The organism is Kitasatospora sp. NPDC096077 (assembly GCF_040303245.1).
Lineage (GTDB): Bacteria > Actinomycetota > Actinomycetes > Streptomycetales > Streptomycetaceae > Kitasatospora.
In genome coordinates this window covers 118262-139301 of record NZ_JBEOSV010000012.1, presented here as the reverse complement: position 1 = coordinate 139301, position 21040 = coordinate 118262, and the positions used below count along the sequence as shown (strand labels likewise).

General features: G+C 74.7%; 18 protein-coding genes. 16 read left to right on the top strand and 2 right to left on the bottom strand.

What is annotated here, in order from left to right; translation table 11 throughout:
* Window positions 1-96 precede the first annotated feature (96 nt).
* The 10 genes from ABTZ03_RS14645 to ABTZ03_RS14600 all read left to right on the top strand — a co-directional run bounded on the left by ABTZ03_RS14645 (window position 97) and on the right by ABTZ03_RS14600 (window position 10963).
* Window positions 97-1272, top strand: coding sequence for a pyridoxal phosphate-dependent aminotransferase (locus ABTZ03_RS14645; RefSeq protein ID WP_350513295.1), 1176 nt, complete (start codon window positions 97-99; stop codon window positions 1270-1272).
* Window positions 1262-2227, top strand: a complete 966-nt coding sequence (locus ABTZ03_RS14640; RefSeq protein WP_350513294.1) for a 3-methyl-2-oxobutanoate hydroxymethyltransferase — start codon at window positions 1262-1264, stop codon at window positions 2225-2227. The genes ABTZ03_RS14645 and ABTZ03_RS14640 overlap by 11 nt, the downstream gene beginning before the upstream one ends.
* Window positions 2224-3522 (top strand): diaminobutyrate--2-oxoglutarate transaminase, encoded by a 1299-nt coding sequence (gene ectB / locus ABTZ03_RS14635; RefSeq protein ID WP_350513293.1) that lies wholly within the window; start codon window positions 2224-2226, stop codon window positions 3520-3522. The genes ABTZ03_RS14640 and ectB overlap by 4 nt, the downstream gene beginning before the upstream one ends.
* The gene (locus tag ABTZ03_RS14630) at window positions 3519-4559 is read left to right on the top strand and encodes a diiron oxygenase (protein WP_350513292.1); all 1041 of its coding nucleotides are present in this window, start codon (window positions 3519-3521) and stop codon (window positions 4557-4559) included. The genes ectB and ABTZ03_RS14630 overlap by 4 nt, the downstream gene beginning before the upstream one ends.
* Complete coding sequence (locus ABTZ03_RS14625) at window positions 4559-5830, top strand: MFS transporter (protein WP_350513291.1); 1272 nt, start codon at window positions 4559-4561, stop codon at window positions 5828-5830. Before ABTZ03_RS14630 ends, ABTZ03_RS14625 begins: the two co-directional genes overlap by 1 nt.
* Window positions 5831-5919: 89 nt before the next feature.
* Window positions 5920-6792, top strand: coding sequence for an NAD(P)-dependent oxidoreductase (locus ABTZ03_RS14620; protein ID WP_350513290.1), 873 nt, complete (start codon window positions 5920-5922; stop codon window positions 6790-6792).
* The gene (locus tag ABTZ03_RS14615; protein ID WP_350513289.1) at window positions 6789-8126 is read left to right on the top strand and encodes an ATP-grasp domain-containing protein; all 1338 of its coding nucleotides are present in this window, start codon (window positions 6789-6791) and stop codon (window positions 8124-8126) included. Before ABTZ03_RS14620 ends, ABTZ03_RS14615 begins: the two co-directional genes overlap by 4 nt.
* Window positions 8123-8611: a flavin reductase family protein gene (locus tag ABTZ03_RS14610; protein WP_350513288.1), complete on the top strand. Its 489-nt coding sequence runs from the start codon at window positions 8123-8125 to the stop codon at window positions 8609-8611. The genes ABTZ03_RS14615 and ABTZ03_RS14610 overlap by 4 nt, the downstream gene beginning before the upstream one ends.
* Before the next feature lie 67 nt (window positions 8612-8678).
* Window positions 8679-9932: an ATP-grasp domain-containing protein gene (locus ABTZ03_RS14605; protein ID WP_350513287.1), complete on the top strand. Its 1254-nt coding sequence runs from the start codon at window positions 8679-8681 to the stop codon at window positions 9930-9932.
* Window positions 9932-10963, top strand: coding sequence for a ketopantoate reductase family protein (locus ABTZ03_RS14600; RefSeq protein ID WP_350513286.1), 1032 nt, complete (start codon window positions 9932-9934; stop codon window positions 10961-10963). Before ABTZ03_RS14605 ends, ABTZ03_RS14600 begins: the two co-directional genes overlap by 1 nt.
* Before the next feature lie 34 nt (window positions 10964-10997).
* On the opposite strand, the gene ABTZ03_RS14595 is transcribed toward ABTZ03_RS14600, so the two are convergent.
* Complete coding sequence (locus ABTZ03_RS14595) at window positions 10998-14108, bottom strand: AfsR/SARP family transcriptional regulator (RefSeq protein WP_350513285.1); 3111 nt, start codon at window positions 14106-14108, stop codon at window positions 10998-11000.
* A 414-nt stretch (window positions 14109-14522) separates the two neighbouring features.
* Between ABTZ03_RS14595 and ABTZ03_RS14590 the strand changes: the two genes are divergently transcribed.
* A complete protein-coding gene (locus ABTZ03_RS14590; protein ID WP_350513284.1) occupies window positions 14523-14681 on the top strand; it encodes a hypothetical protein in 159 nt (52 codons plus the stop codon).
* A 55-nt stretch (window positions 14682-14736) separates the two neighbouring features.
* Here ABTZ03_RS14590 and ABTZ03_RS14585 read toward each other — a convergent pair whose 3' ends face one another.
* Window positions 14737-15624 (bottom strand): sigma-70 family RNA polymerase sigma factor family protein, encoded by an 888-nt coding sequence (locus ABTZ03_RS14585; protein WP_350513283.1) that lies wholly within the window; start codon window positions 15622-15624, stop codon window positions 14737-14739.
* A 315-nt stretch (window positions 15625-15939) separates the two neighbouring features.
* Here ABTZ03_RS14585 and ABTZ03_RS14580 point away from each other — a divergent pair, with 315 nt between their 5' ends.
* From ABTZ03_RS14580 to ABTZ03_RS14560, 5 genes are all read left to right on the top strand, one after another.
* A complete protein-coding gene (locus ABTZ03_RS14580) occupies window positions 15940-16164 on the top strand; it encodes a hypothetical protein (RefSeq protein WP_350513282.1) in 225 nt (74 codons plus the stop codon).
* A gap of 202 nt (window positions 16165-16366) precedes the next feature.
* Window positions 16367-17134: an ABC transporter ATP-binding protein gene (locus tag ABTZ03_RS14575; protein ID WP_350513281.1), complete on the top strand. Its 768-nt coding sequence runs from the start codon at window positions 16367-16369 to the stop codon at window positions 17132-17134.
* Entirely contained in the window at window positions 17119-19047 is a 1929-nt protein-coding gene (locus tag ABTZ03_RS14570) for a hypothetical protein (RefSeq protein WP_350513280.1), read from the top strand. The genes ABTZ03_RS14575 and ABTZ03_RS14570 overlap by 16 nt, the downstream gene beginning before the upstream one ends.
* Window positions 19048-19110: 63 nt before the next feature.
* Window positions 19111-20412 carry a sensor histidine kinase gene (locus tag ABTZ03_RS14565; protein ID WP_350513279.1) on the top strand — a complete coding sequence of 434 codons (1302 nt, stop codon included), beginning with the start codon at window positions 19111-19113 and terminating at the stop codon, window positions 20410-20412.
* Window positions 20376-21032, top strand: a complete 657-nt coding sequence (locus ABTZ03_RS14560) for a response regulator (RefSeq protein WP_350513278.1) — start codon at window positions 20376-20378, stop codon at window positions 21030-21032. The genes ABTZ03_RS14565 and ABTZ03_RS14560 overlap by 37 nt, the downstream gene beginning before the upstream one ends.
* Window positions 21033-21040: the final 8 nt, after the last annotated feature.

Here is a 21040-nt window from a genome sequence, read left to right as displayed (position 1 = left end):
AGCAGACCCGACACCCAGCAGACCCGGCACACCCAGCAGAGCAGCTCCCTGATCGACCGTCCGCCAGACCACCCGAGAACCGAGGAGCACCCGAGCATGCCGTCACTGGCGCGAGACCTCAGAGAGATTCCGCCCTCACCCCTGGTCCGGGTCGAGGAACTGCTCAGCCGCAGCGGCGACCTGGCCCCGATCGGCCTGCACCAGGGCAAGACGGTGTTCGAGCCCTGCGCCCGCCCCCGCCCGTGGAGCGCCGAGGAGTTCGCGGTCGCGGCCCACCAGCACGGCCCGCCCGGCGGCGTCCGGCAGTTGCGCGAGGCCTTCGCCGAGCACCTGTCGGCCCGCCGGGGAAGCCCGGTCGATCCCGCCCAGGTGCTGGTGGCCAACGGCGGCACCCACGCCATCTCGGTGGTGCTGCACGCGATCCTGGAGCGCGGCGACGAGGTGCTGGTGCTGTCCCCGCAGTGGCTGTTCGCCACCGGCCTGGTGCACGCGGCGGGCGGGGTGCCGCGCGAGGTGCCGGTCTTCCTGGAGCTCGGCGCCGACGCCGACTTCGACTTCCCGGCGGTGATCGAGCGGGCGGTGACCGACCGGACCCGCGCGATCTACTTCAACAACCCCAACAACCCGACCGGTTACCGGCTGACCGACGCCCAGCTGGCGGCGCTGACCGAGCTGGCCGAGCGGCACGACCTGTGGCTGATCGCCGACAACGCCTACGAGAACTACGACTTCACCCGGGCCGGCTTCGTCGACCCGGCCACCGTCGGGCGGGCCGCCGAGCGCACCTTCTCGGTGTACAGCTGCAGCAAGACCTATGCGATGCCGGGCGCCCGGGTGGGCTTCCTGGTCTCGCCGCCCGGGCTGACCGAGCCGCTGACCAAGTGGTCGCTGCACTCGCTCTACTCGGTCTCCAGCGCCGCCCAGTTCGCCGCCCTGGAGGCGCTGCGCACCCCGGTCGAGGAGCTGACCCGGCGCCGCGACCGGGCCGCCGCGGCCTGGTGGCTGGCCGACTCCAAGCTGGAGATCCCGCACACCGCGGTCTCCGGCGGTCTCTACACCTTCCTCGACCTGACCGGGTACGGCGACGGCGACGGCGAGCGCTTCGTCGGCCGCTGCGCCGAGTCGGGCGTGGGACTGGCCCCCGGCAGGGTGTTCGGCGCCCACTGCGGCGACTGGGCACGGCTCTGCTTCACCGCCGCACCGCCGCAGCTGGTGGCGGAGGCGATCGACCGCATCAACAAGATCTACCGGGAGGGCACCGATGAGCACTGACACGGTGGTTCTGGGGCATTCCGGCCTCGCGCCGTTCCTGCGCCGCTACGACGCCCCGTCGCGCGTCGGCCTCAAGGTCAACGCCTACCGGGGCTACGAGGTGGAGGGCCTGGCCGGGGCGCTGGAGGCGCCCGAACTGGCCGACTGCCCGCTGGAGTGCGTGATGGTCGGCGACTCCTACTTCATGACCCACCTGGGCCGTCCGAGCACCGTGCTGGCGGACGACGCCGAGCGCGCGTGGGCGCTGGACACCCTGGTCGGGCTGGTCGCGGAGGTGCGCAAGGAGCTCGACGCGCACTTCCCGGCGGGCCGCCGACCGTTCCTGCTGGCCGACCTGCCGGACGGCGCGACCGCGAGCCCCGCCGCCGCCCTCGCCGCCGGGGAGCGCTTCCGGGCGGCCGGCGCCGACGCGGTGAAGGTCGAGCTGGCCGGTGACGGCGACCTGGACTGCCTGGAGGCGCTGGCGCGGACCGGCACCACCACCCTCGGCCACCTCGGCTACACCCCGCAGCGCGGCGAGCTGAGCCGGCACGGCGACTCCGCCGAAGACGCCGAGCGGATGTTCGCGCAGGCCCGCCGGGTGCGCGACGCGGGCGCGGCCGGCCTGATCGTCGAGATGGTCAGCGAGCCGGTCAACCGGGCGCTCAGCCGCCCGGACGCCGCCGGCATCCCGCTGTACTCGGTGTTCAGCGGCCGGGCCGACTGGGGCGGGCAGAGCCTCAACATCTGGGACGCGGTGGTGCGTCCGGCCCGGGGCGGCCGGTTCTTCCCGCCGACCGCGGTGATCGAGGCCGCCGAGGCCCCGACCCGGTACACCCCGGACCTGATCGCGGACCGGATGCGCGAGCTGATCGGGCTCACCCTGGACGGCGGCTTCCCGCTGTCGCCGCGCACCGACCTGACCCCCGAGGAGATCGACCTGATCTCCGCGACCGAGCCCTGGAGCGCCCGATGACCACCACCCTCCCCGCCGGCCCCTCCTCCGGCACGGCGGTCTTCGACCGGCTGGAGTCGGAGATCCGCACCTACTGCCGGCGCTTCCCGGCGGTCTTCACCCGTGCCAGCGGGCACCTGATGTGGGACGAGGACGGCCGCGAGTACCTGGACTTCCTGTCCGGCGCCGGCGCGCTGAACTACGGCCACAACCCGGCCGCCGCCAAGCAGGCGCTGGTGGACTACCTGCTCGCGGACGGCCCGGTGCACGGGCTGGACCTGCACACCGGCGCCAAGCGCCGCTTCCTGGAGCGCTTCCAGGAGGTCGTGCTGGAGCCGCGCGGCCTGGACTACCGGATCCAGTTCACCGGCCCGACCGGCACCAACGCGATCGAGGCCGCCTTCAAGGTGGCCCGCCGGGTCACCGGCCGCACCGACATCGTCGCCTTCACCGGCGGCTTCCACGGCCTCTCGCTGGGCGCGCTGGCCGCCTCCGCCACCGCGTTCAAGCGCGACGCGGCCGGCGTCCCGCTCGGCAACGTGGTGCGGATGCCGTACGAGGGCTTCGCCGGCGAGGGCGTCGACACCATCGACTTCCTGACCCGGATGCTGGACGACCCGGGCAGCGGCATCGGCAAGCCCGCCGCCTTCGTGGTGGAGACCGTGCAGGGCGAGGGCGGCCTGTCCACCGCCACCCCCGAGTGGCTGCGCCGGCTGGCGCAACTGGCCCGGGAGCGCGGGATCCTGCTGATCGTCGACGACATCCAGGCCGGCTGCGGCCGGACCGGCACCTTCTTCAGCTTCGAGGAGTCCGGGATCACCCCGGACCTGGTCTGCCTGTCCAAGTCGATCAGCGGCTACGGGCTGCCGATGGCGCTGGTGCTGGTCAGGCCGGAGCTGGACCTGCTCGGTCCGGGCGAGCACAGCGGCACCTTCCGCGGCAACAACCTGGCCTTCGTCACCGCCACCGCCTGCCTGGACCACTGGGCCGACCCGGAGTTCACCCGGGGCCTGACCCAGCGGGTCGAGCTGCTGGACGGCCTGCTGGCCGGCCTCGCCCGCCGGTTCGCCGAGCTCGGCTGCACCCCGCGCGGCCGGGGCCTGATCCGCGGCCTCGGCTTCACCGACCCCGAGCTGGCGGACCGGATCTCGCGTGCGGCCTTCGCCGCCGGACTGCTGGTGGAGACCACCGGGGCGCGCGGCCAGGTGCTCAAGATCATGCCGCCGATCGTGCTGGCCGAGGACCGGCTGGCGCACGGCATCAACCTGCTCGCCGACGTCATCGACGCGGTGGCCCGCAAGGAGGAGGACCGATGACCGATCTGCTGCCCGACACCGACACCCCCGGGACCACCGGCACCCCCGGCACCACCGAGACCACGGACGGCCCGGACCACGCGGACGGGCACGGCGAGGGCCACGCGCACGGCATCGACGAGTCGGTGCTGCGCCGGCTCGCCGCCTCCTGGCCGCGCCGTGCCACCGTCCGCACCGACCTGGACCAGGTCACCGACCCCGACACCGGGGACTACGACGCCGCGCTGCCCGACTACCCCGAGCGGCTGCTGCCCTTCGACGAGCACCCGCTCTGGCTGGCCGCGGCCCCCGAGCAGCGGCAGACCGTGCAGACGCTGGCCTGGCTGGTCTACAACGAGCGGGTGATCGCCGCCGAGGAGTACGTGGCGAACCCGACCTTCGCGATGATCATGCACGGCGTCTTCCCCGGCGCCGACGGCGTGCACACCAAGCGGGCCGTGCAGCAGACCCACGTCGACGAGGTGTGGCACACCTACATGCACATGGTCGCCATGCAGCGCACCCGGGAGCTGCGCGAGGTGACCGCCGAGCCGGCCTACCCGCACACCGTCACCTACCGCCGGCTGCTGGCGGCCGAGGCCGAGGTGTCCGAGAAGTGGGAGCGCGACCTGCTCAAGCTGGTCTGGACCACGGTGTCGGAGATCAGCGTCAACGCCTACCTGGAGCTGCTCTCCCGCGACGAGACCGTCCAGCCGCTGCACGCGCTCGTCCCCCGGCTGCACGCCCGGGACGAGTCCGCCCACTCCTCGGTCATGGTCGAGGTCGCCAAGGGCCTGTACGCCCACCTCAACAAGGAGCAGCAGCGGGCCTTCGTGACCGCCCTGCCGCAGGCGCTGAACGCCTTCGTCGCCCAGGACTTCGCGGTCTGGCCGGGCATCCTGAAGCACGCCGGGTTCGAGCGGGCCGACGAGATCGTCGAGGACTGCAGGCGGGAGTCGGGCAACAACCTGCTGGTGCGCGACTTCTCCGGGATCCGCCGGATCGTGCGCGAGATGGAGCTGACCGAACTGGTCGACTTCGACTTCGGGGCGGAGTGATGCGCGGGCCGGTCGGTCTGCGGGAACTCTCCGCCGAAGGGCGCCGACTGGCCCTGGCCGCGCTGGTGCAGTCGCTCGGCATCGGCCTGTTCACGGCCAGTTCGATCGCCTGGTTCACCCGGCACGTCGGTCTGACCGCCAACCAGGTGGCGACCGGCCTGGCGGTGGCCGGCGCCGTCGCGCTGGCCGGCTCGCTGCTCGCCGGGGTGCTGGCCGACCGGCACGGCGCCCGGCGGGTGCTCGCCACCGTCTACGCCGGGCGCGGACTGTGCTTCCTGGCCTTCGCGTTCGTGACGGACCTCTGGCAGTACCTGCTGGTCACGCTGTTCTCGGTGGCCTTCGACCGGGCCGGGCCGCCGGTGCTCCAGGCGCTGGTCGCCGCCGCGCTGCCCGAGCAGCGCGACCGCAGCCGGCTGCTCGGACTGGTCAACGTGGTGCGCAACATCGGGCTGGGGCTGGGCGCGATGGCCGGCGGGGTGACCCTCACCCTGGACACCGTCACGGCCTACCGGACCACCATGGTGCTGATCACCGCGGCCTTCCTGGGCGGTGCGGTGCTGGTGCTGCGGGTGCCCGCTCCGGCCCGGCCGGCCGCCGCCGCCACTGCCACTGCCACCGGGGAGCGTTCCGGCGAGGGGACCGGCCGTCGGCGCCGGGCCCTGCCGGACCGCCACTACCTGGCGCTGACCGGCCTGAACTTCCTGCTGTCCTTCTTCGACGTGCTGCTGCTGGTGGCGATGCCGGTCTGGGTGCTGGAGCACACCAGCGCCCCGGCCGCGACGGTGTCGGTGCTGTACGCGCTCAACACCGTGCTGGTGGTGGTCGCCCAGCTGCCGGTGAGCCGGCTCGCCGACGAGGTGCGGCGCAGCAGCCGGATGCTGCTGTGGGGCGGGGTGGCACTGGCCGGCTGCAGCCTGTGCTTCGCCGCCGCGGCCGCGGTGCACGGCGGGCTGTCCGTACTGATGCTGGTGCTGGCGATCGTGGCGCTGTCGGTCGGCGAGGTGGTCAGCACCTCGGCCACCTGGAACCTGTCGATCGTGCTCGCCCCGCCCGAGGCGCGCGGACGCTACCTGGCGGTCTTCGGCCTCGGACTGGCCGGGCAGCGGGTGCTCGGGCCGGTGCTGGTCACCGGGCTGCTGCTCGGTTCGGGCGCGGTCGGCTGGATCGGCGCGGCCGCGGTGTTCGCGCTGACCGGCGCGGCGGCCGAGCGGGTCGCGCTCGGCGGCGCCGCCAGACTGCCCGCCGCGGAGCCCGAGTTGACGACTGCCTGACCTGGTCCCTGCCGGTCCCTGCCGGGCCCTGCCCGGTCACGACCTGATGACCTGATGACCTGATGGAAGCGAACGGAGGGAGACCGACCATGCGGATCGGATTCGCCGGACTCGGGACGATGGGCGGCGGCATGTGCCGGCGCCTGGCCGAGGCCGGCTTCGAGGTGGCGGCCTTCGACCTGGACGCCGCGGCCGCCGAACGGGCGGGCGGGCAGGCGGGCATCACCGCCGTCGCCCGGCCCGTCGAGCTGGCCGCGCCCGTCGTGGTCACCATGCTGCCGGACGGCGCCGCCGTCCGGGCGGTCGCCGAGCTGCTGCTGCCGGCCATGGCGGCGGGCTCGGTGCTGCTGGACACCGGCTCCAGCGACCCGGGCGACACCCGCGAACTGCGCGAACTGGCCGCCCGGTACGGCGTGCACGTGGTGGACGCGCCGGTCTCCGGCAGCCCCGCGGCGGCCCGCGCCGGGGAACTGACCCTGATGGCGGGCGGCGACCCGGAGGCGCTGGACCTGGCCGAGCCGGTGCTCGCCGCCTGCGGCCGGGTGTACCGGGTCGGCCCGTCCGGAGCCGGCCACGCGCTGAAGGCGCTGAACAACCTGCTGTCCTCGATCAGCCTCGCCGCGACCGCCGAAGTCCTGCTCGCCGGGCGGGCGTTCGGCCTGGAGCCGGCCGTGATGCTGGAGGTGGTGAACGCCTCGACCGGCCGCAACCACGCCTCCGAGACCAAGTTCCCGGCCCATGTGCTGACCGGCGGCTTCGACTCCGGCTTCGCGCTGCGGCTGATGCTCAAGGACCTGCGGATCGCCGACCGGCTGCTGGACGACGCGGGCGGCCGCTCCGACCTGGGCCGGGCCTGCCGGGCGCTCTGGGAGCAGGCCCGCGCCGGGCTGCCGGAGCACGCCGACAACACCGAGGTGGTGCGCTGGCTGGAGGCCGGGGCCGGACGGGAGCTGCGGGCATGACCGGTACCGGGAGCGTGTCCGCGCCGCGGATCGCCGTCATCGGCGGCACCCCCGCCACCCTGCGCAAGGTGCGCGCGGCCGGCTTCGAGATCGTCTGGGTGTACGGGCCGGGGGACCTCGACCCGGCCGGTCTCGCGCACGTCGCCGAGGCCCATCTGATGGACTACCGGGAGCCGGCCGCCGTCGCCGACCTGCTGGAGACCGTCCACCGCTCGCGCCCGCTGGTCCGGGTGGTCTCGATCATCGAGGACGGCCTGGAGCCGGCCGCCGCCGCGACCAGTCGGCTCGGCCTGCCGGGCAACGGGCTGGAACTCGTCCAGGTGCTCCAGGACAAGCTGGCCTTCCGCACCGTGCTCGCCGAGCGGGGCGTCGACGCCGTCGCGGCCCGGACCGGGCACACCGCCGCGGACATCCGAGCCTTCGTCACCGAGTACGGACCGGCCGTGATCAAACCGCGCTACGGCTCCGGCAGCCTCGGGGTGCGGTTCGTCGAGGACCTCGCGGCCGCCGACGAGGCGGGCGCCTGGGCGGCCGGGTTCGGGCTGCACTCCTTCCTGATGGAGCAGTTCCTGTCCGGCACCGAGATCAGCGTGGAGACCTTCAGCTTCGCCGGGCAGCACGTGGTGCTCGCCTTCACGGCCAAGGAGAAGCTCGCCTCCTTCGTCGAGGTCGGCCACACCCAGCCGGCCCCGCTGGAGCCCGACACCGCCCGCCGGGTCGAGGAGCTGGTCTTCGCGATGCTGGACGCGGTCGGCCTGGCCGACGGGCCCGCGCACACCGAGGTGATCCTCACCCCCGAGGGCCCCCGGCTGGTCGAGTCGCACAGCCGCCGCGGCGGCGACCGGATCACCGACCTGGTCCAGCAGGTGTACGGGATCGACACCGACGCGCTGGCCTTCCTCTGGTACGCCGGGCGCACCGGGCCGGTCCGTCCGGGGGAGCCCGCCTGCGGGGCCTCGATCCGCTTCCTGACCGCCGAACCGGGCGTGGTGGACTCCGTCGAGGGGCTGGCCGAGGTGCTCGCCGACCCGGCGGTGGTGGCCGCCGCCGTCACCGTCGCCCCCGGCGACACCGTGGTGCCGATCGCCTGGTCCTACGACCGCTGCGGACTGGTGCTGGCCCGCGGCCGGGACGCCCGGGACGCGGCCGAGCGGGCGGGCGCCCTCGCCGCCCGGATCGCGATCCGGACCTCGCCCGCCGAGAGCGGCCCGCCGGCCCGCACCCTGGCCACCATCGCGGCCCGGCCGGACCGGCTGGTCGGCGCCGAGCCGGCCGCGGCGGCCTCTCCGACTGCCCCGGCCTCGTCGGACGAACCGGTCGGAGTCGTCAAGTGAGCGTCACCGCCGAGGAGTTGCGCAGCGTGCTGGGCCCGCACGCGGCCGGGATCGCGGTGCTCACCGGTCCCGGGCCGGTCGGGGTGACGATCACCTCCTTCACCTCGGTCAGCGCCCGGCCCGCCCTGGTCTCCTTCGCACTGGCCGAGACCTCCACCACCTGGCCGCAGCTGCGGGACAGCGACTGGTTCGGCATCCAGCTCCTCGGCGCCCACCAGCAGGACCTGGCCCGGCTGTTCGCCACCCCGGGCGCCGACCGCTTCGGCCCGGACACCCGCTGGCGGCCGGGGCCGCACCAGGTCCCGCTGCTCGACGGCTGTCTGAGCTGGCTGGTCTGTGCCCGGCACGACGTCCGCGCGGTGGGCGACCACCACGTGGTCACGGCTGCCGTCGAGGAGGTCCGGCCGGGCACGTCCGGCGACAGCCTGGTCCATCTGCACGGGGTCATGCAGCCGGTGGCCCAACCCGCCCTGGTCCGCGGCTGAACCGGTGCCCACCGAGCCCCCGCCGACCACCCCGACCGGACGCCGACCACCCCTGACTGGAGGAGCAATGGACACCGAAGCGCAGCCACGGCCGCACCGGGCCGCCGGGGTGGCGGTGGCCGCCCCGCACGCCCTGGTGCTGGTGGACAGCGACCACGCCGACACCCCGTACGACGTCTGGGCGGCCGAACTCGGCGTCCGGATGACGCTGTTGGTCTCGGCCGAGAAGTACCCGCAGTACGCCCACCTGCCCGAGGCCCGGCCGATCACCGGCTACCACGGCGGCAGCGAACTGGAGCGGGTGGCCATGGAGTTGGCGGGCGAGGGGTTCGCCGCGGTGATCGCCCGCGGCGAGCGGGACGTGCTGCGGGCCGCCCGGCTGCGCGAGCTGCTCGGCCTGCCCGGCCAGCACTGGGACAGCGCCCTGGCCTTCCGCGACAAGGTGCTGATGAAGACCGTGCTGCGCGAACACGGCCTGGACGTACCCGAGTTCGCCCCGGTGCGGGTGGCCTTCGACCTGTTCGGCTTCGTCCGTGAACACGGCTACCCGGTGGTGGTGAAGCCCGCCCTGGGCTCCGGCTCCAAGGGCACCTCGGTGCTGCGCGAGGAGGCCGACCTCACCGCGCTGCTGGCCGAGGGCCTGCCCGAGCACGCCGAGGTGGAGCGCTTCGTCGAGGGCCGGATGTACGTCGTCGACGGCCTGGTCGACGAGGGCCGGCTCGCCGCCGTGTTCGTCTCGCACTACCTCAACGACTGCCTGACCTTCCACTCCGGCGGCTACCTCGGCTCGGCCCAACTCGACCGGGACGACCCGCTGACGGACCGGCTGGTCCGCTACGCCGAGCGGGTGCTGGCGGTGCTGCCCACCCCCGACTGCACCACCTTCCACCTGGAGGTCTTCCTCACCCCCGACGACCGCCTGGTGCTCTGCGAGGTGGCCAGCCGCACCGGCGGCGCCCGCACCACCGGGGCGATCCGCGCCTGCACCGGCTTCGACCTGGACCGGCGCTGGTTCGCCGCCCAACTGGGCGAGCGGATCCCGCCCGACGGCCGCTGGCGGGGCGTGGCCCCGGGCCGCTCCGGCGGCTGGGTGCTCTTCTACCCGGGGCGGGGCCGGCTGACGGCGCTGCCGAAGGACCCGCCGCCGTTCGTGGTCGAGGAGCGGATCAAGGGCGAGATCGGGCACCGCTACCACGGCGGGGAGAAGTCCGGGGACTACCTCGGCGGCTATGTGATCATTGGCCGGGACGCGGCCGAAATCGCCGCGAACGCCGAGGAGTTGGCCGCCTGGTACGCGGCCGGGATCAGCTGGGAGGACTAGTGGACAAGCGGTACGTCGTGGTCGGTGCCGGGGCGGTCGGCGGCACGGTCGGAGCGCGGCTGCACCGCGCCGGGCGCCGGGTGGTCCTGGTGGCGCGCGGCGAGCACGGCGCGGCGCTGCGCGAGCGCGGCCTGACCGTGCACGGCCCGGCCGGGGCGGACACCGCCCGGATCCCGGTGGCGGCCGGCCCGCACGAGGTCGACCTGCACGAGGACGACGTACTGCTGCTGGCCGTCAAGACCCAGGACACCGCGGCCGCGCTGGCCGACTGGGCCGAGCGCCCGGTCGGGCCGGACGGCGGCCGGGCCGGCTCCCGGCTGCCGCTGGTCTGCCTGCAGAACGGGGTGGAGAACGAGCGGCTGGCGCTGCGGCACTTCCGCCGGGTGTACGGCGCCATGGTGGTGCTGCCGGCCGCCTTCCTCACCCCCGGCGAGGTGCGCATCTGGTGCGGGCCGCAGACCGGCGCCCTGGTCCTCGGCCGCTACCCGGACGGTGCCGACGACACCGTCCGGGAGATCGCCGCGGACCTCACCGGGGCCGACTTCCGGGCCGAGGTGGTCGAGGACGTGCTGCGCTGGAAGTACGGCAAGCTGGTCAACAACCTGGCCAACGCCGTCGACGCGCTGTGCGGGCAGCGGCCCGGCGCCGAGTCCGGCGAACTGGCCGTCCGGGCCCGGTCCGAGGCGGTCGCCGTGCTGGAGCGCTCGGCCATCGCCTGGGCGGCCCCCGCGGAGCTGGCCGAGCTGCGCCGCGGCGTGGTGGACGAGCTGCCGTCCGGCGCCGGGGCGGGGCACGGCTCGACCTGGCAGAGCCTCAAGCGGGGCGGCGGTTCGGCCGAAGTCGACTACCTGAACGGGGAGATCGTGCTGCTGGGCCGCGGCTGCGGGGTGCCGACACCGGTGAACGAGCTGTTCCAGGAGCTGGTGAACCGCTGGGCGCGGGAGCGCCGCGAGCCCGGCAGCCTGGCGCCGGCGGAGCTGGCCGAGCTGGTCGGGCGCGCGGCGGCGGAGCAGCCGGCCGCCGCGGGGTAGACCGGGCGGCCCCCGCGCAGCACGTACCAAAGCCCTAACCGCAGTCCGGCCGGCTCCCCGCCGGCAGCGGCGCCGTCCCCGGGGCGGCCGTCGTGCTCAGCAGCTCCTCGGTCCGCTCCAGCCAGGACCGGGAGCCGAGCTCGCTGAACAGCCGGTGACAGGCCGTCAGGTGCCCGGCGGCCTGTGCGCGGTCGGCCCGTTCGAGCGCGATCTCGGCCAGCGCGAACCGCGAGCGGGCCTCCACGGCCCGCTCGCCGACCTGCCGGGACAGCTCCAGCGCCCGGGTCAGGGTGTCCACCGCACCGTCCAGCCGCCCCTCCCGTCGGCGCACCGTGCCGAGGCCGTGCAGCGCGTACGCCTCGCCGATCCGGTCGCCGCCGGCCCGGACGATCCGCAGCACCTCCCGGAGCGCCTCCGCGGCGGGCTCGGTCCGGCCGGTGGACAGGTGCAGCTCGGCGAACCGCTGGAGCACCTGGGCCTCCACCCGGACGCAGTTCTCCTCCCGGCAGATCACCAGGGCCTGCTCCAGCAGGGCGCGGGCCCGCTCGGTGCCGCCCACCGTCATCCACCAGCCGGCCAGGCTGCGCAGGATGTGCGCCTCGCCGATCCGGTCGCCGACCAGCCGCATCACGGCCAGCGCCTCGTCGTACTTCTCCCGCATCGCCAGGTCGTCGCCGCGCACCCCGTCCAGGAAGGCGTCGTTGCGCAGCACCAGGGCCCGGCCGTGGTCGTGTCCGGCGGCCTCGAACAGCTCCCGGGCCCGCGCGAAGTGCTCCTGGGCCTGCTCGTTCCGGGTCTGGAACATGTGCAGGGTGCCCAGCGAGTAGAGCATCGCGGCGTGCCCGACCGGGTTGCCGGCCCGGACCGCGGCCTCCTGGGCGAGCCGGGAGGTCTCCTCCCAGTCGTCGAAGTGCCCCTTGGCCTCGAACAGGGTGACCGAGCTGAGCGCGAGGTCCCAGCAGAGTTCGTCCAGCCCGGCCGCGGCGGCCTGCCGGACGGCCGTCACCAGGGCCAGCCGCTCGGTGTCCCAGCCGTCCACCCCGGCACCGGCCGGGCCGGACCCGGTGGGCGTCGGCGGCCGCCAGCGCGCGGCGCCGCCGTGGATGACGGTGTAGTCGCCGCCGTACTCCCGGCGGTGGGCGTCCTCGGCCAGCGCCAGCCAGCCGCCCAGCATCCGGGCCAGCGCGGCCTTCCGCTCGCCCGCGTCCTCGGTCGCCACCAACTGCTCGTGGGCGTAGGCGCGGACCAGGTCGTGGAAGCGGTAGCGCGGCCCCGGCTGGTTCGGGTACTGGACGATGTCCATCACCTGCGCCTCGACCAGCAGGTCGAGGATGTCCTCGGCGGTGGCCGGGTCGGTGTCCAGCAGCGCCGCCGCGATCCAGGCGGGCGCGTCGGGCAGTTGGACCAGCGAGAACAGCCGGAACAGCCGCTGTGCCGACGACGGCAGGGCGCGGTAGGTGAGGCTGATGGTGGAGCGCAGTTCGAGTCCGTGGTGGCTGAGTTCGTCCAGCCGCTGCCGCTCGTCGCGCAGCCGCCGCACCAGCCGTTCGACCGGCCAGTGCGGGTGCGAGGCCAGCCGGGCCCCGGCGATCCGCAGCGCCAGCGGCAGCCCGTCGCACAGCTGCACCAGTTCGACGGCGGTGTCCAGTTCGGCCTGCACCCGGGGCCGGCCGATGATGCCGGCCAGCAGGTCGAGCGCGTTGGACATGTCGAAGACCTCGACGTCCACCCGGTGGATGCCCGGGACCCGGGCCAGCCGGACCCGGCTGGTGGTCAGCACCGCGCAGCTGGCGCTGCCCGGCAGCAGCGGCGTCACCTGCTCGGCGCTGGTCACCCCGTCCAGCACCACCAGGACGCGGCTGTCCGCCAGCCTGCTGCGGTACATCTCGGCCCGCTCCTGGGGGTCCTCCGGGATCGCCTTGGCCGGCACCCCGACCGCGCGCAGGAAACGGGCGAGCAGCGTCGCGGTCCGGGTGTCGCCCTCGCCGGTGCCGCCCGCCCCGGTCGTCGGGGTGTGCAGGTCGGCGTAGAGGTGGCCGTCGGGGAAGTGGGCGCCGGCCTCGTGGGCGGCGCGGACGGCCAGTGCCGACTTGCCGACCCCGCCCGGGCCGCAGATGTTGACGATCGGCACCGCGTAGCCGGGGGCGGCGGCGTCGGCGGAGGGCACGATGAGTCTCTTGATCTCGTCGAGCTGGCTCCGGCGGCCGATGAAGTCGCTGATGCTGGCCGGTAGTTGGCGGGGGGTGAGGCGGAATCCGGTCTCGGTGGGGACGGGCGGGGGCGTCGGGGGTATGGGTGCGGCGGCCCGTCGGGGCGGTGCTTCGGGGGAGGGTCTGCCCGCGGTCGCCGGGCCGGGGTCGTCGGGGTGGTGGACACAGCCGTCGTGGCGGGTCGGCAGGTCCAGTTCGGCCGACTGGTGCAGGATCGCCCGCTCCAACTCCCGTAGCTCCTGGCCTGGTTCGATGCCGATCTCCTCCACCAGGGCCCGGCGCGCCCGCTGGAAGGCGTCCAGGGCGTCCGCCTGCCGGCCCGAGCGGTACAGGGCCAGCATGAGGTGCCCGTGCAGCCGCTCCCGGAGCGGGTGGCGGGCGGTCAGCGCGGCCAGTTCGGCACTCAACTCCCCGTGCCGGCCGAGCTGGAGGTCGAGTCGGACCCGCTCCTCCAGCACGGTCAGCCGCCGGTCGTCCAGGTGGGTCGCCGCCCGCTGCGCCAGCTCGCCGGGCACCCCGTCCAGCGCCGGGCCGCGCCAGAGCGCCAGCGCCGCGCGCATGGTCTCCGCGGCCCGCTCGGTGCGGCCCGCGCCGCTCTCCTCCCGGGCCAGCGCGACCAGCCGCTCGAACTCCAGGCTGTCCACCTGGTCCGGTTCCAGCTCCAGCGCGTAGCCGGGGGGACGGGTGGTGATCGCCTCCGGCCGTCCGGCCTGGGCGAGGCGCTTGCGCAGGGTGGAGACGGCGACCTGGACCTGCCCGCGGGCGGTGGTCGGCGGGGCGTCCCCCCAGACGGCGTCGATCAGCTGCTCGGTGGAGACGGTGTGATCGAGATTGAGTCCGAGCATCGCCAGGACCACCCGCTGACGCGGTCCGCCCAGGTCGAGCGAGCGCTTCTCATGGACAAGTTCGACCGATCCCAGCAGCCGCAGCAGCATGCTTTCCTCCCCGCCGACCGGAACGCGCTCAGCCTATTGGTATACACCAGAATCCCCTGTGGGCACTACAGTCACGGCTTTAACCGGACAGCCCGGTCCGGAGCTTTCTGTGCGCCCGGCGAATTCTCGCCATTTCCCCCGCACTATCGTACGTGATCCGGATCTGACCAATGCGGAAAAGGGTGCTTCGTATACTCGACCATTTCCCTCGGGCGGTTTTGATTCGCCGCTCGGGTCGGCCGGCCGGACCGCCCCGGAATTGTTTCCGGACATTGGGCCCGGGCGGCCGCGCTTCGTGAACCCGGGGTACCGCGCCCGCCGTTGCGGGCCGGGGCGAGAGGCGGCGGCCGTGATCGTGCTCGCGCCGGGACGGCGGATCGCCCAGGGTGCCTGCGGACCCGGGGAGGGGAAGCGGTGCTGCGGCGCGCATGGGGAATTGACGGACCGTCGGCGGGTGCGCTGTGCCTCGGCGCGATGACCTTCGGCACCGCCGACAACTACGCCTTCCGGGCCCCCGGTGGCACCGGCCACGAGAGCGAGGAACTGCTCGGCCGCCTGGACTCGGCGGGCTGAGCTTCCGTGGTGTCCCGGTCGGGTCCTACTCGGTCGGGTCCTACTCGGTCGGGTCCTACTCGGTCGGGCCGTCGAGGTCGAGCAGGCCGTCGAGGTCGAGTGCGGCCAGCCGTTCCGGGTCCAGGAGCAGCTGGACCCGGGTGATCCGGCCGGCCCGGGCCGCGAAGCCCAGCACCGCCGTCGGCTCGCCGGCCCGGGCGAGCAGGACCCCCGGGGCGCCGTTGACCTGCACCGCGACGACGGCCGACCCGCCCTCGCGGAGCTCCGCGGCGCGCTCCACCACCCGCCGGGCGCCGCGGACCGACCCCGTGGCGGCGGAACGCACCCGCCCACCGTCCACGGAGAGTTCGGCCTCCGGGTCCAGGACCGCCGCCGCTTCCGCCGGGTCGCCGTCGCGCAGCGCCGCGCCGAAGGCGTCGACCAGCCGGCGCCGGACCGCCGCGCTGCCCTCGGCGTCCGCCTCGCGGGCCGGTTGCACCTGACGCCGGGCCTGCTCGACGAGCTTGCGGGTCACCGCCGTGGTCCGCTCCAGCACCGTCGCGACCTGGTCGACGTGCCACCGGAACACCTCGTGCAGCACCAGCGCGACCCGCTCGGTGGGGGTCAGCGCGTCCAGGGCCGTCAGCAGGGCGAGGCCGACCGCCCCGTCCTGCCGCACCCAACCCGCGGGCTCCACCACCACGTCCGGCAGCCGTACCCCGGCCCGGCCCGCCGCCCGGGCGGCGCGCTCGCCCAGTCGGCTCAGGCATACCCGGGCGGTCACCACGGCCAGCCAGTCGGGCAGGTCCGCCACCTCCTCCGGATTGATCCGCCCCAGCCGGACCCGGACCTCCCGGACGGCCTCCGCCGCCTCCGCGTGCGACCCCAGCAGCGGGTACGCCAGGGCCTGCAGTCGCGGCCGGAGGTGCTCGAACTGGCCTGTCTGCCGGTCCTGGTCGGGCACGGTCACACTCCTCGGTCCGCGGGGGCGATCCCGAGGGGACGCCCGGTCGTGGTGGACCTTACTCGGAGAGGCCGGATGATCACAGTGGGTGTGCGGACCGAAATCCGGATCGACGCGGGGAACGGCGCCGTCCCCCGCTGGGTGTCCAGCCCCTGGCCGTTGATGGTGTCCCACCCGTGCAGGTCCGGGCAGAGCCCGGAACCCGGGTTGTAGAGCGCGTTGTCGTACCGGCGGACCTGGAGCAGGGGAGCGGTACTGCCACACTTGATTCCTGTTCGACCGTCATCACCGACCGTGACAAGTGGGGGAGTTCGCATGCGGTTTCTGGGTGTCCTGGTGTTCTTGATTCCCTTCTTCCTCGGCTTGGCCGTCGTCACGGACTACCGGGGTTTCGCGCGGGTGCTCATGCAGCCGTCCAGGAATCCCGCGGGGAAGGGTCCGGCGACAGTCCATGTGATTGCGGGATCGGTCCTCATGGCCATCTCCGGTCTGGGCTTCCTGGCAGGTGTCGTGATCGCCGTGCGCGAGTGGGTCTCCTGACCCCGGGCGTGTTCGGCACGGATCGGCGGTCGCACTCCGGTGCGGCCGCCGATCCGTCTCCCGGGCCCTTCGGGTAGGGGGTGGGTCCAGGCCCACCCCGGCCCGGGGTGCAGCTGGATTCTGCCGCCGCCCCGCCGTCCCTAGATTCGATCACGGCCGCCCGGAGCGGGTGGCCGTGCGGAACGGGAGCGGGGAGGCGGACGTGCGGGAAGAGGGGGTGCCGGCGCTGCGGTTGGCCGGGCTGCGGAAGCGGTTCGGGCGTCAACACGCGGTGGACGGCGTGGACCTGGTGGTGCCGAGCGGGTCGTTCTACGGGCTGGTCGGGCCGAACGGTGCCGGGAAGACCACCGCACTGTCGATGGCGGTGGGCCTGTTGCGGCCGGATGCCGGGAGTGCGGCGGTGTTCGGGGTCGACGTGTGGAGCGATCCGGTGCGGGCCAAGGCGCTGGTGGGGGTGCTGCCGGACGGGATGATGCTGCCGGAGCGGCTGACCGGGCCCGAACTGCTGCACTACCTGGGCCGGTTGCGCGGGCTGCCGGCGGCGACGGTGGACGCCCGGGCGGAGGAGCTGTTGGCGGTCCTGGAGTTGGACGGGGCCGGGGACACCCCGGTGATCGACTACTCCACCGGGATGCGCAAGAAGATCGGCCTGGCCACCGCCCTGCTGCACGCGCCGCGACTCCTCGTCCTGGACGAGCCGTTCGAGGCCGTCGACCCGGTGTCGGCGGCGACCATCCGCACCATCCTGCGGCGCTTCGTCGCCTCCGGCGGTTCGGTGGTGTTCTCCAGCCATGTGATGGCCCTGGTCGAGCAGCTCTGCGACCACGTCGGGGTGATCGCCGGGGGCCGGGTGCTGGCGGCCGGGACGGTGGAGGCGGTGCGGGCCGGGCGCGCCCTGGAGGACGTCTTCGTGGAGCTGGTCGGGGCCCGTACGGGCGGGCAGGAGGGGCTGTCGTGGCTGGCGTGCTGAGCGGTACCAGCCCGGCCGCCGTGCTGACCGGGATGAAGCTCGCCGTCCTGCGCCGGTCGATGTCCGGCCCGCGGGCGGCGAGTCTGATCGCCGGGGGAGCGTGCGGCGCCCTGGCGGCGGTGGGCACGGTGCTGCTGGGCCTGGTGGACTTCCCCACCCCCGAGGCGGGGGTCGGCACCGTCGCCCTGGTGCTGCTGGTCTGGACGGTCGGCTGGGCGGTCGGCCCGACCCTCACCGGCGGGGACCCGACCCTGCGGCTGTCCTACTTCACCCTGGTGCCCCAGCGCCCGGGCCGGCTCGCGCTGGGGCTGCTGGCGGCCTCGTTCGTCGGGGTGACCCCGCTGGTCAGCCTGGTGGCGTTCGCGGTGCTGGTGGTCCTCGGCGCCGGGTTCGGGCTGCTGCCCGCGCTGGTGGCCGTGCCCGCGCTGCTGCTGCAGCTGCTGTTCGTGGTGGTGCTGGGCAAGGTGGCCGTGCAGGGCCTGGGCGGCGTGGTCCGCTCGCGGCTGGGCTGGGAGCTGTCCGCGCTGCTGGTCGGCCTGGTCTGCGGGTTCCTGAACACCGGCTGGTTCGGGATCGCCTTCTTCCTCAGGCTGCTGGGCGGGCACTGGGCGCCCACCGTCGGGACGGTCGTGCGCGCGCTGCCCTCGGGCTGGGCGGTGGTCGCGGTGGACGCCGCCCGGCGCTCGGACTGGGCGCTGGCCGCCGCCTGCCTGGGCGGGCTGCTGGCCGTCTGCGTCCTGCTGTTCGCCCTCTGGACGGTGCTGCTGACCCGGTGGTCGGGGCGCGGCACGGCGGGCGGCGGCCGGGCCGCGGTCCGTCGGGGCGGCCGGCTGCGGGGCGTCCCGGACACCCCCGGGGGCGCCGTGCTCGGCAAGGAGCTGCGGCTGTGGGCGCGCGACCCGCGCCGGGCCCGCTTCCTGCGGATCGCCCTGTGGACCGGCCTGTTCACCGGTCTGCTCCCGCTGCTCGGCGGCTTCACCACCGTGCTGCCGTGGACCGGGGTGGTCGTCGCGCTGTACGCCGGCGCGCTCGGCAGCAGCCTGTACGGCCTGGACGCGGGTGCGCTCTGGCTGACCCTGGTCACCCCCGGCGCCGAGCGGATCGACGTCCGGGCCCGGCAGTCGGCCTGGCTGCTGGTGGTCGGCCCGGCCGCCGTGCTGCTCACCGTGGCGGGGACCCTCGCCGTCCCGAACGGCTGGGCCCGGCCCTGGCTGCTCGCGGTGCTGCCCGCCGTGCTGGGGGCGGGGGCGGGCCTGGTGCCGCTGATGTCCCTGCTCGGCCCGGCCCCGTTCCCGGACCGCCCGGGCGGTCAGCCGCTGGACGGCTTCAGCGACGAGAGTGGCGACCAGGCCCGGTTGATGAGCCTGGCCGTGCTGCTGCTCCAGCTGGTCGCCGCACTGCCGGCCGCCGGGGTGGTGCTGGCCGGGACGCTGCTGCACAGCGCGCCGCTGTGCTGGACGGGGGCGGCGGTCGGCCTGGGCAGTGGGGCGCTGTACGCGTGGTGGCTGGGCCGGGCGGCCCGGCGGCGGTTGGCGGCCCGGGGGCCGGAGCTGCTGGACGTGCTGCGCAAGGGTGTGCGGCGGGCGGCGGAGCCGGAGGCCGCCTCGCCGGAGGAGCAGGAGCGACGTGACCTGCTGGCCGGCCTGTCCCGTCGCCGGACGGCGCTCGCCGGGCTGCTGGTCACCGTCGGGGTGCTGAGCGTCGCGCCGCAGGGCGGGGTGGCGCTGGGGATGTCGCTGCTCGCGCCGGAGAACCGGAGCTGGTTCCTGGCGCTGTACCTGCCGGCGGGCTGGCAGGTGCCGGTGGCGGTGGGTTTCGTCCTGCTGGGCGGCGGGTGCTTCGTCGGGGTGTACCGGCTGATCCGCGCCAAGCACGCCGCCGAGCGGGCGGCGGAGCTGCCAACAGGCTGCTGACCACGGCCGGTTGCCCGGCTGCCATCATGATCGTCCGTTGCCCGTCCCCGATCGGAGGCCCCCGTGAGTGCCCCGCAGTCCCGAGCCGCCGAAGCGCTGCGCACCGCCCTGCGGGCGTTCGGGCGGCTTGCCGTCCTGACCCTGCTGATCCCGGCCGGGGCGCTGCTGGCCGTGCTCTACCTGCTCTCGTTCCTGCTCTGGGGCTGCCTCGGGATGGTCCCGCTGTTCCCGCTGGCCACCCGGGTGGTCCGCGCCACCGCCGGGGCCGGCCGGTGGGCGGCCGGCCACTGGTCGCAGGTGCCCGTGCCGGTGCCGTACGTGCCCCGGCCGGCCCTGGAGCGCACCCTGCACGGCTGGTTCTGGACCGGCCACGACTACCACAAGAGCCGCCGGTTCGCGGGCTTCGCGCTCAAGCTGCGCTGGCTCTGGAACGACCCGGCGACCTGGCGGGACGCCGCCTGGGTGCTGGTCGACCCGCTGGTCGGCGGCGGGATCGCGGCCGGGCCCGTCCTGATGGTCGCCGCCGGACTGTACGGGCTGGCGCAGCCCGCCCTGGCCGACCCCGTGCTGCCGCTGCCGGGGCTGTTCGGACCGCTGCTCGGCCTGCTGCTGGTGTCCGGCGGGCTGGCGCTGGCCGGGCCCGCGCTGCACCTGCACGGCCGGTGGACCCGCTCGCTGTTGGGGCCCACCGAGCGGTCCCGGCTGGCCCAGCGGGTCGAGCAGCTCACCGAGATCCGGCTGGACGCCACCGAGGCCCAGGCCGCCGAACTGCGCCGGATCGAACGGGACCTGCACGACGGAGCGCAGGCCCGGCTGGTCGCGGTCAGCCTGAAGCTCGGCGCGGTGGTGCCGCTGATCGACCGCGATCCGGGGAAGGCGAAGCAGGTGGTGACGGACGCGCAGGAGAACGTCACCCAGGCGCTGCAGGAACTGCGCGACCTGGTGCGCGGCATCCACCCGCCGGTGCTCGCCGAACGCGGACTGGCGGAGGGCATCCGGGCGCTCGCGCTGGACGTGCCGCTGAAGGTGGAGGTCCGGGCCGAACTGCCGGGCCGGGCCGAGGCGCCGGTGGAGTCGGCGGTGTACTTCGCCGTCAGCGAGGCGCTCACCAACGCGGTGAAGCACGGTGACGCCCGGCACGCCACGGTCGAACTCGGCCACGCCGCCGGGCTGCTGCGCGCCGAGGTGACGGACGACGGCCGGGGCGGCGCGGACCCGGCCGGGGGCAGTGGCCTGCGGGGCATCCAGCGCAGGCTGGCGGTGTTCGACGGTACGCTCACGCTGACCAGCCCCCCAGGGGGGCCGACCAGGCTGATCATGGAGCTGCCGTGCGTGTTGTCCTCGCCGAGGACCTCGTCCTGCTGAGGGACGGACTGGAGCTGCTGCTGAGTGCCCACGGGCACGACGTCGTCGCCGCGGTGGAGAGCGGGCCGGAACTGGCCGCCGCCCTGGCCGAGCACCGCCCGGACATCGCGGTGGTCGACGTCCGGCTGCCGCCCACCTACTCGGACGAGGGCCTCCAGGTCGCGCTGGCGGCCCGCCGGGAACAGCCCGGCCTGCCGGTCCTGGTGCTCTCGCAGCACGTGGAGCAGCTGTACGCCCGGGAGTTGATCGCGGACGGCGCGGGCGGTGTCGGCTACCTGCTCAAGGACCGGGTCTCCAAGGCCGACCAGTTCGTGGACGCCGTGCACACGGTGGCGGCCGGCGGCACCGTCATGGACCCCCAGGTGATCACCCGCCTGCTCGCCCGCAACGCCTACGACGAGCCGCTCGCCCTGCTGACCCCGCGCGAACGGGACGTCCTCGCGATGATGGCCGAGGGCCGCTCCAACGCGGCGGTCGCCCAGCGGCTGCACTTCAGCGAGGGCGCGGTCAGCAAGCACACCTCCAGCATCTTCGCCAAGCTCGGCCTGGGCGCCTCGGACGACGACAACCGCCGGGTGCTGGCGGTCCTGGCCTACCTGGACGGGACGCGCTCGGCGTAGGAAGTCGG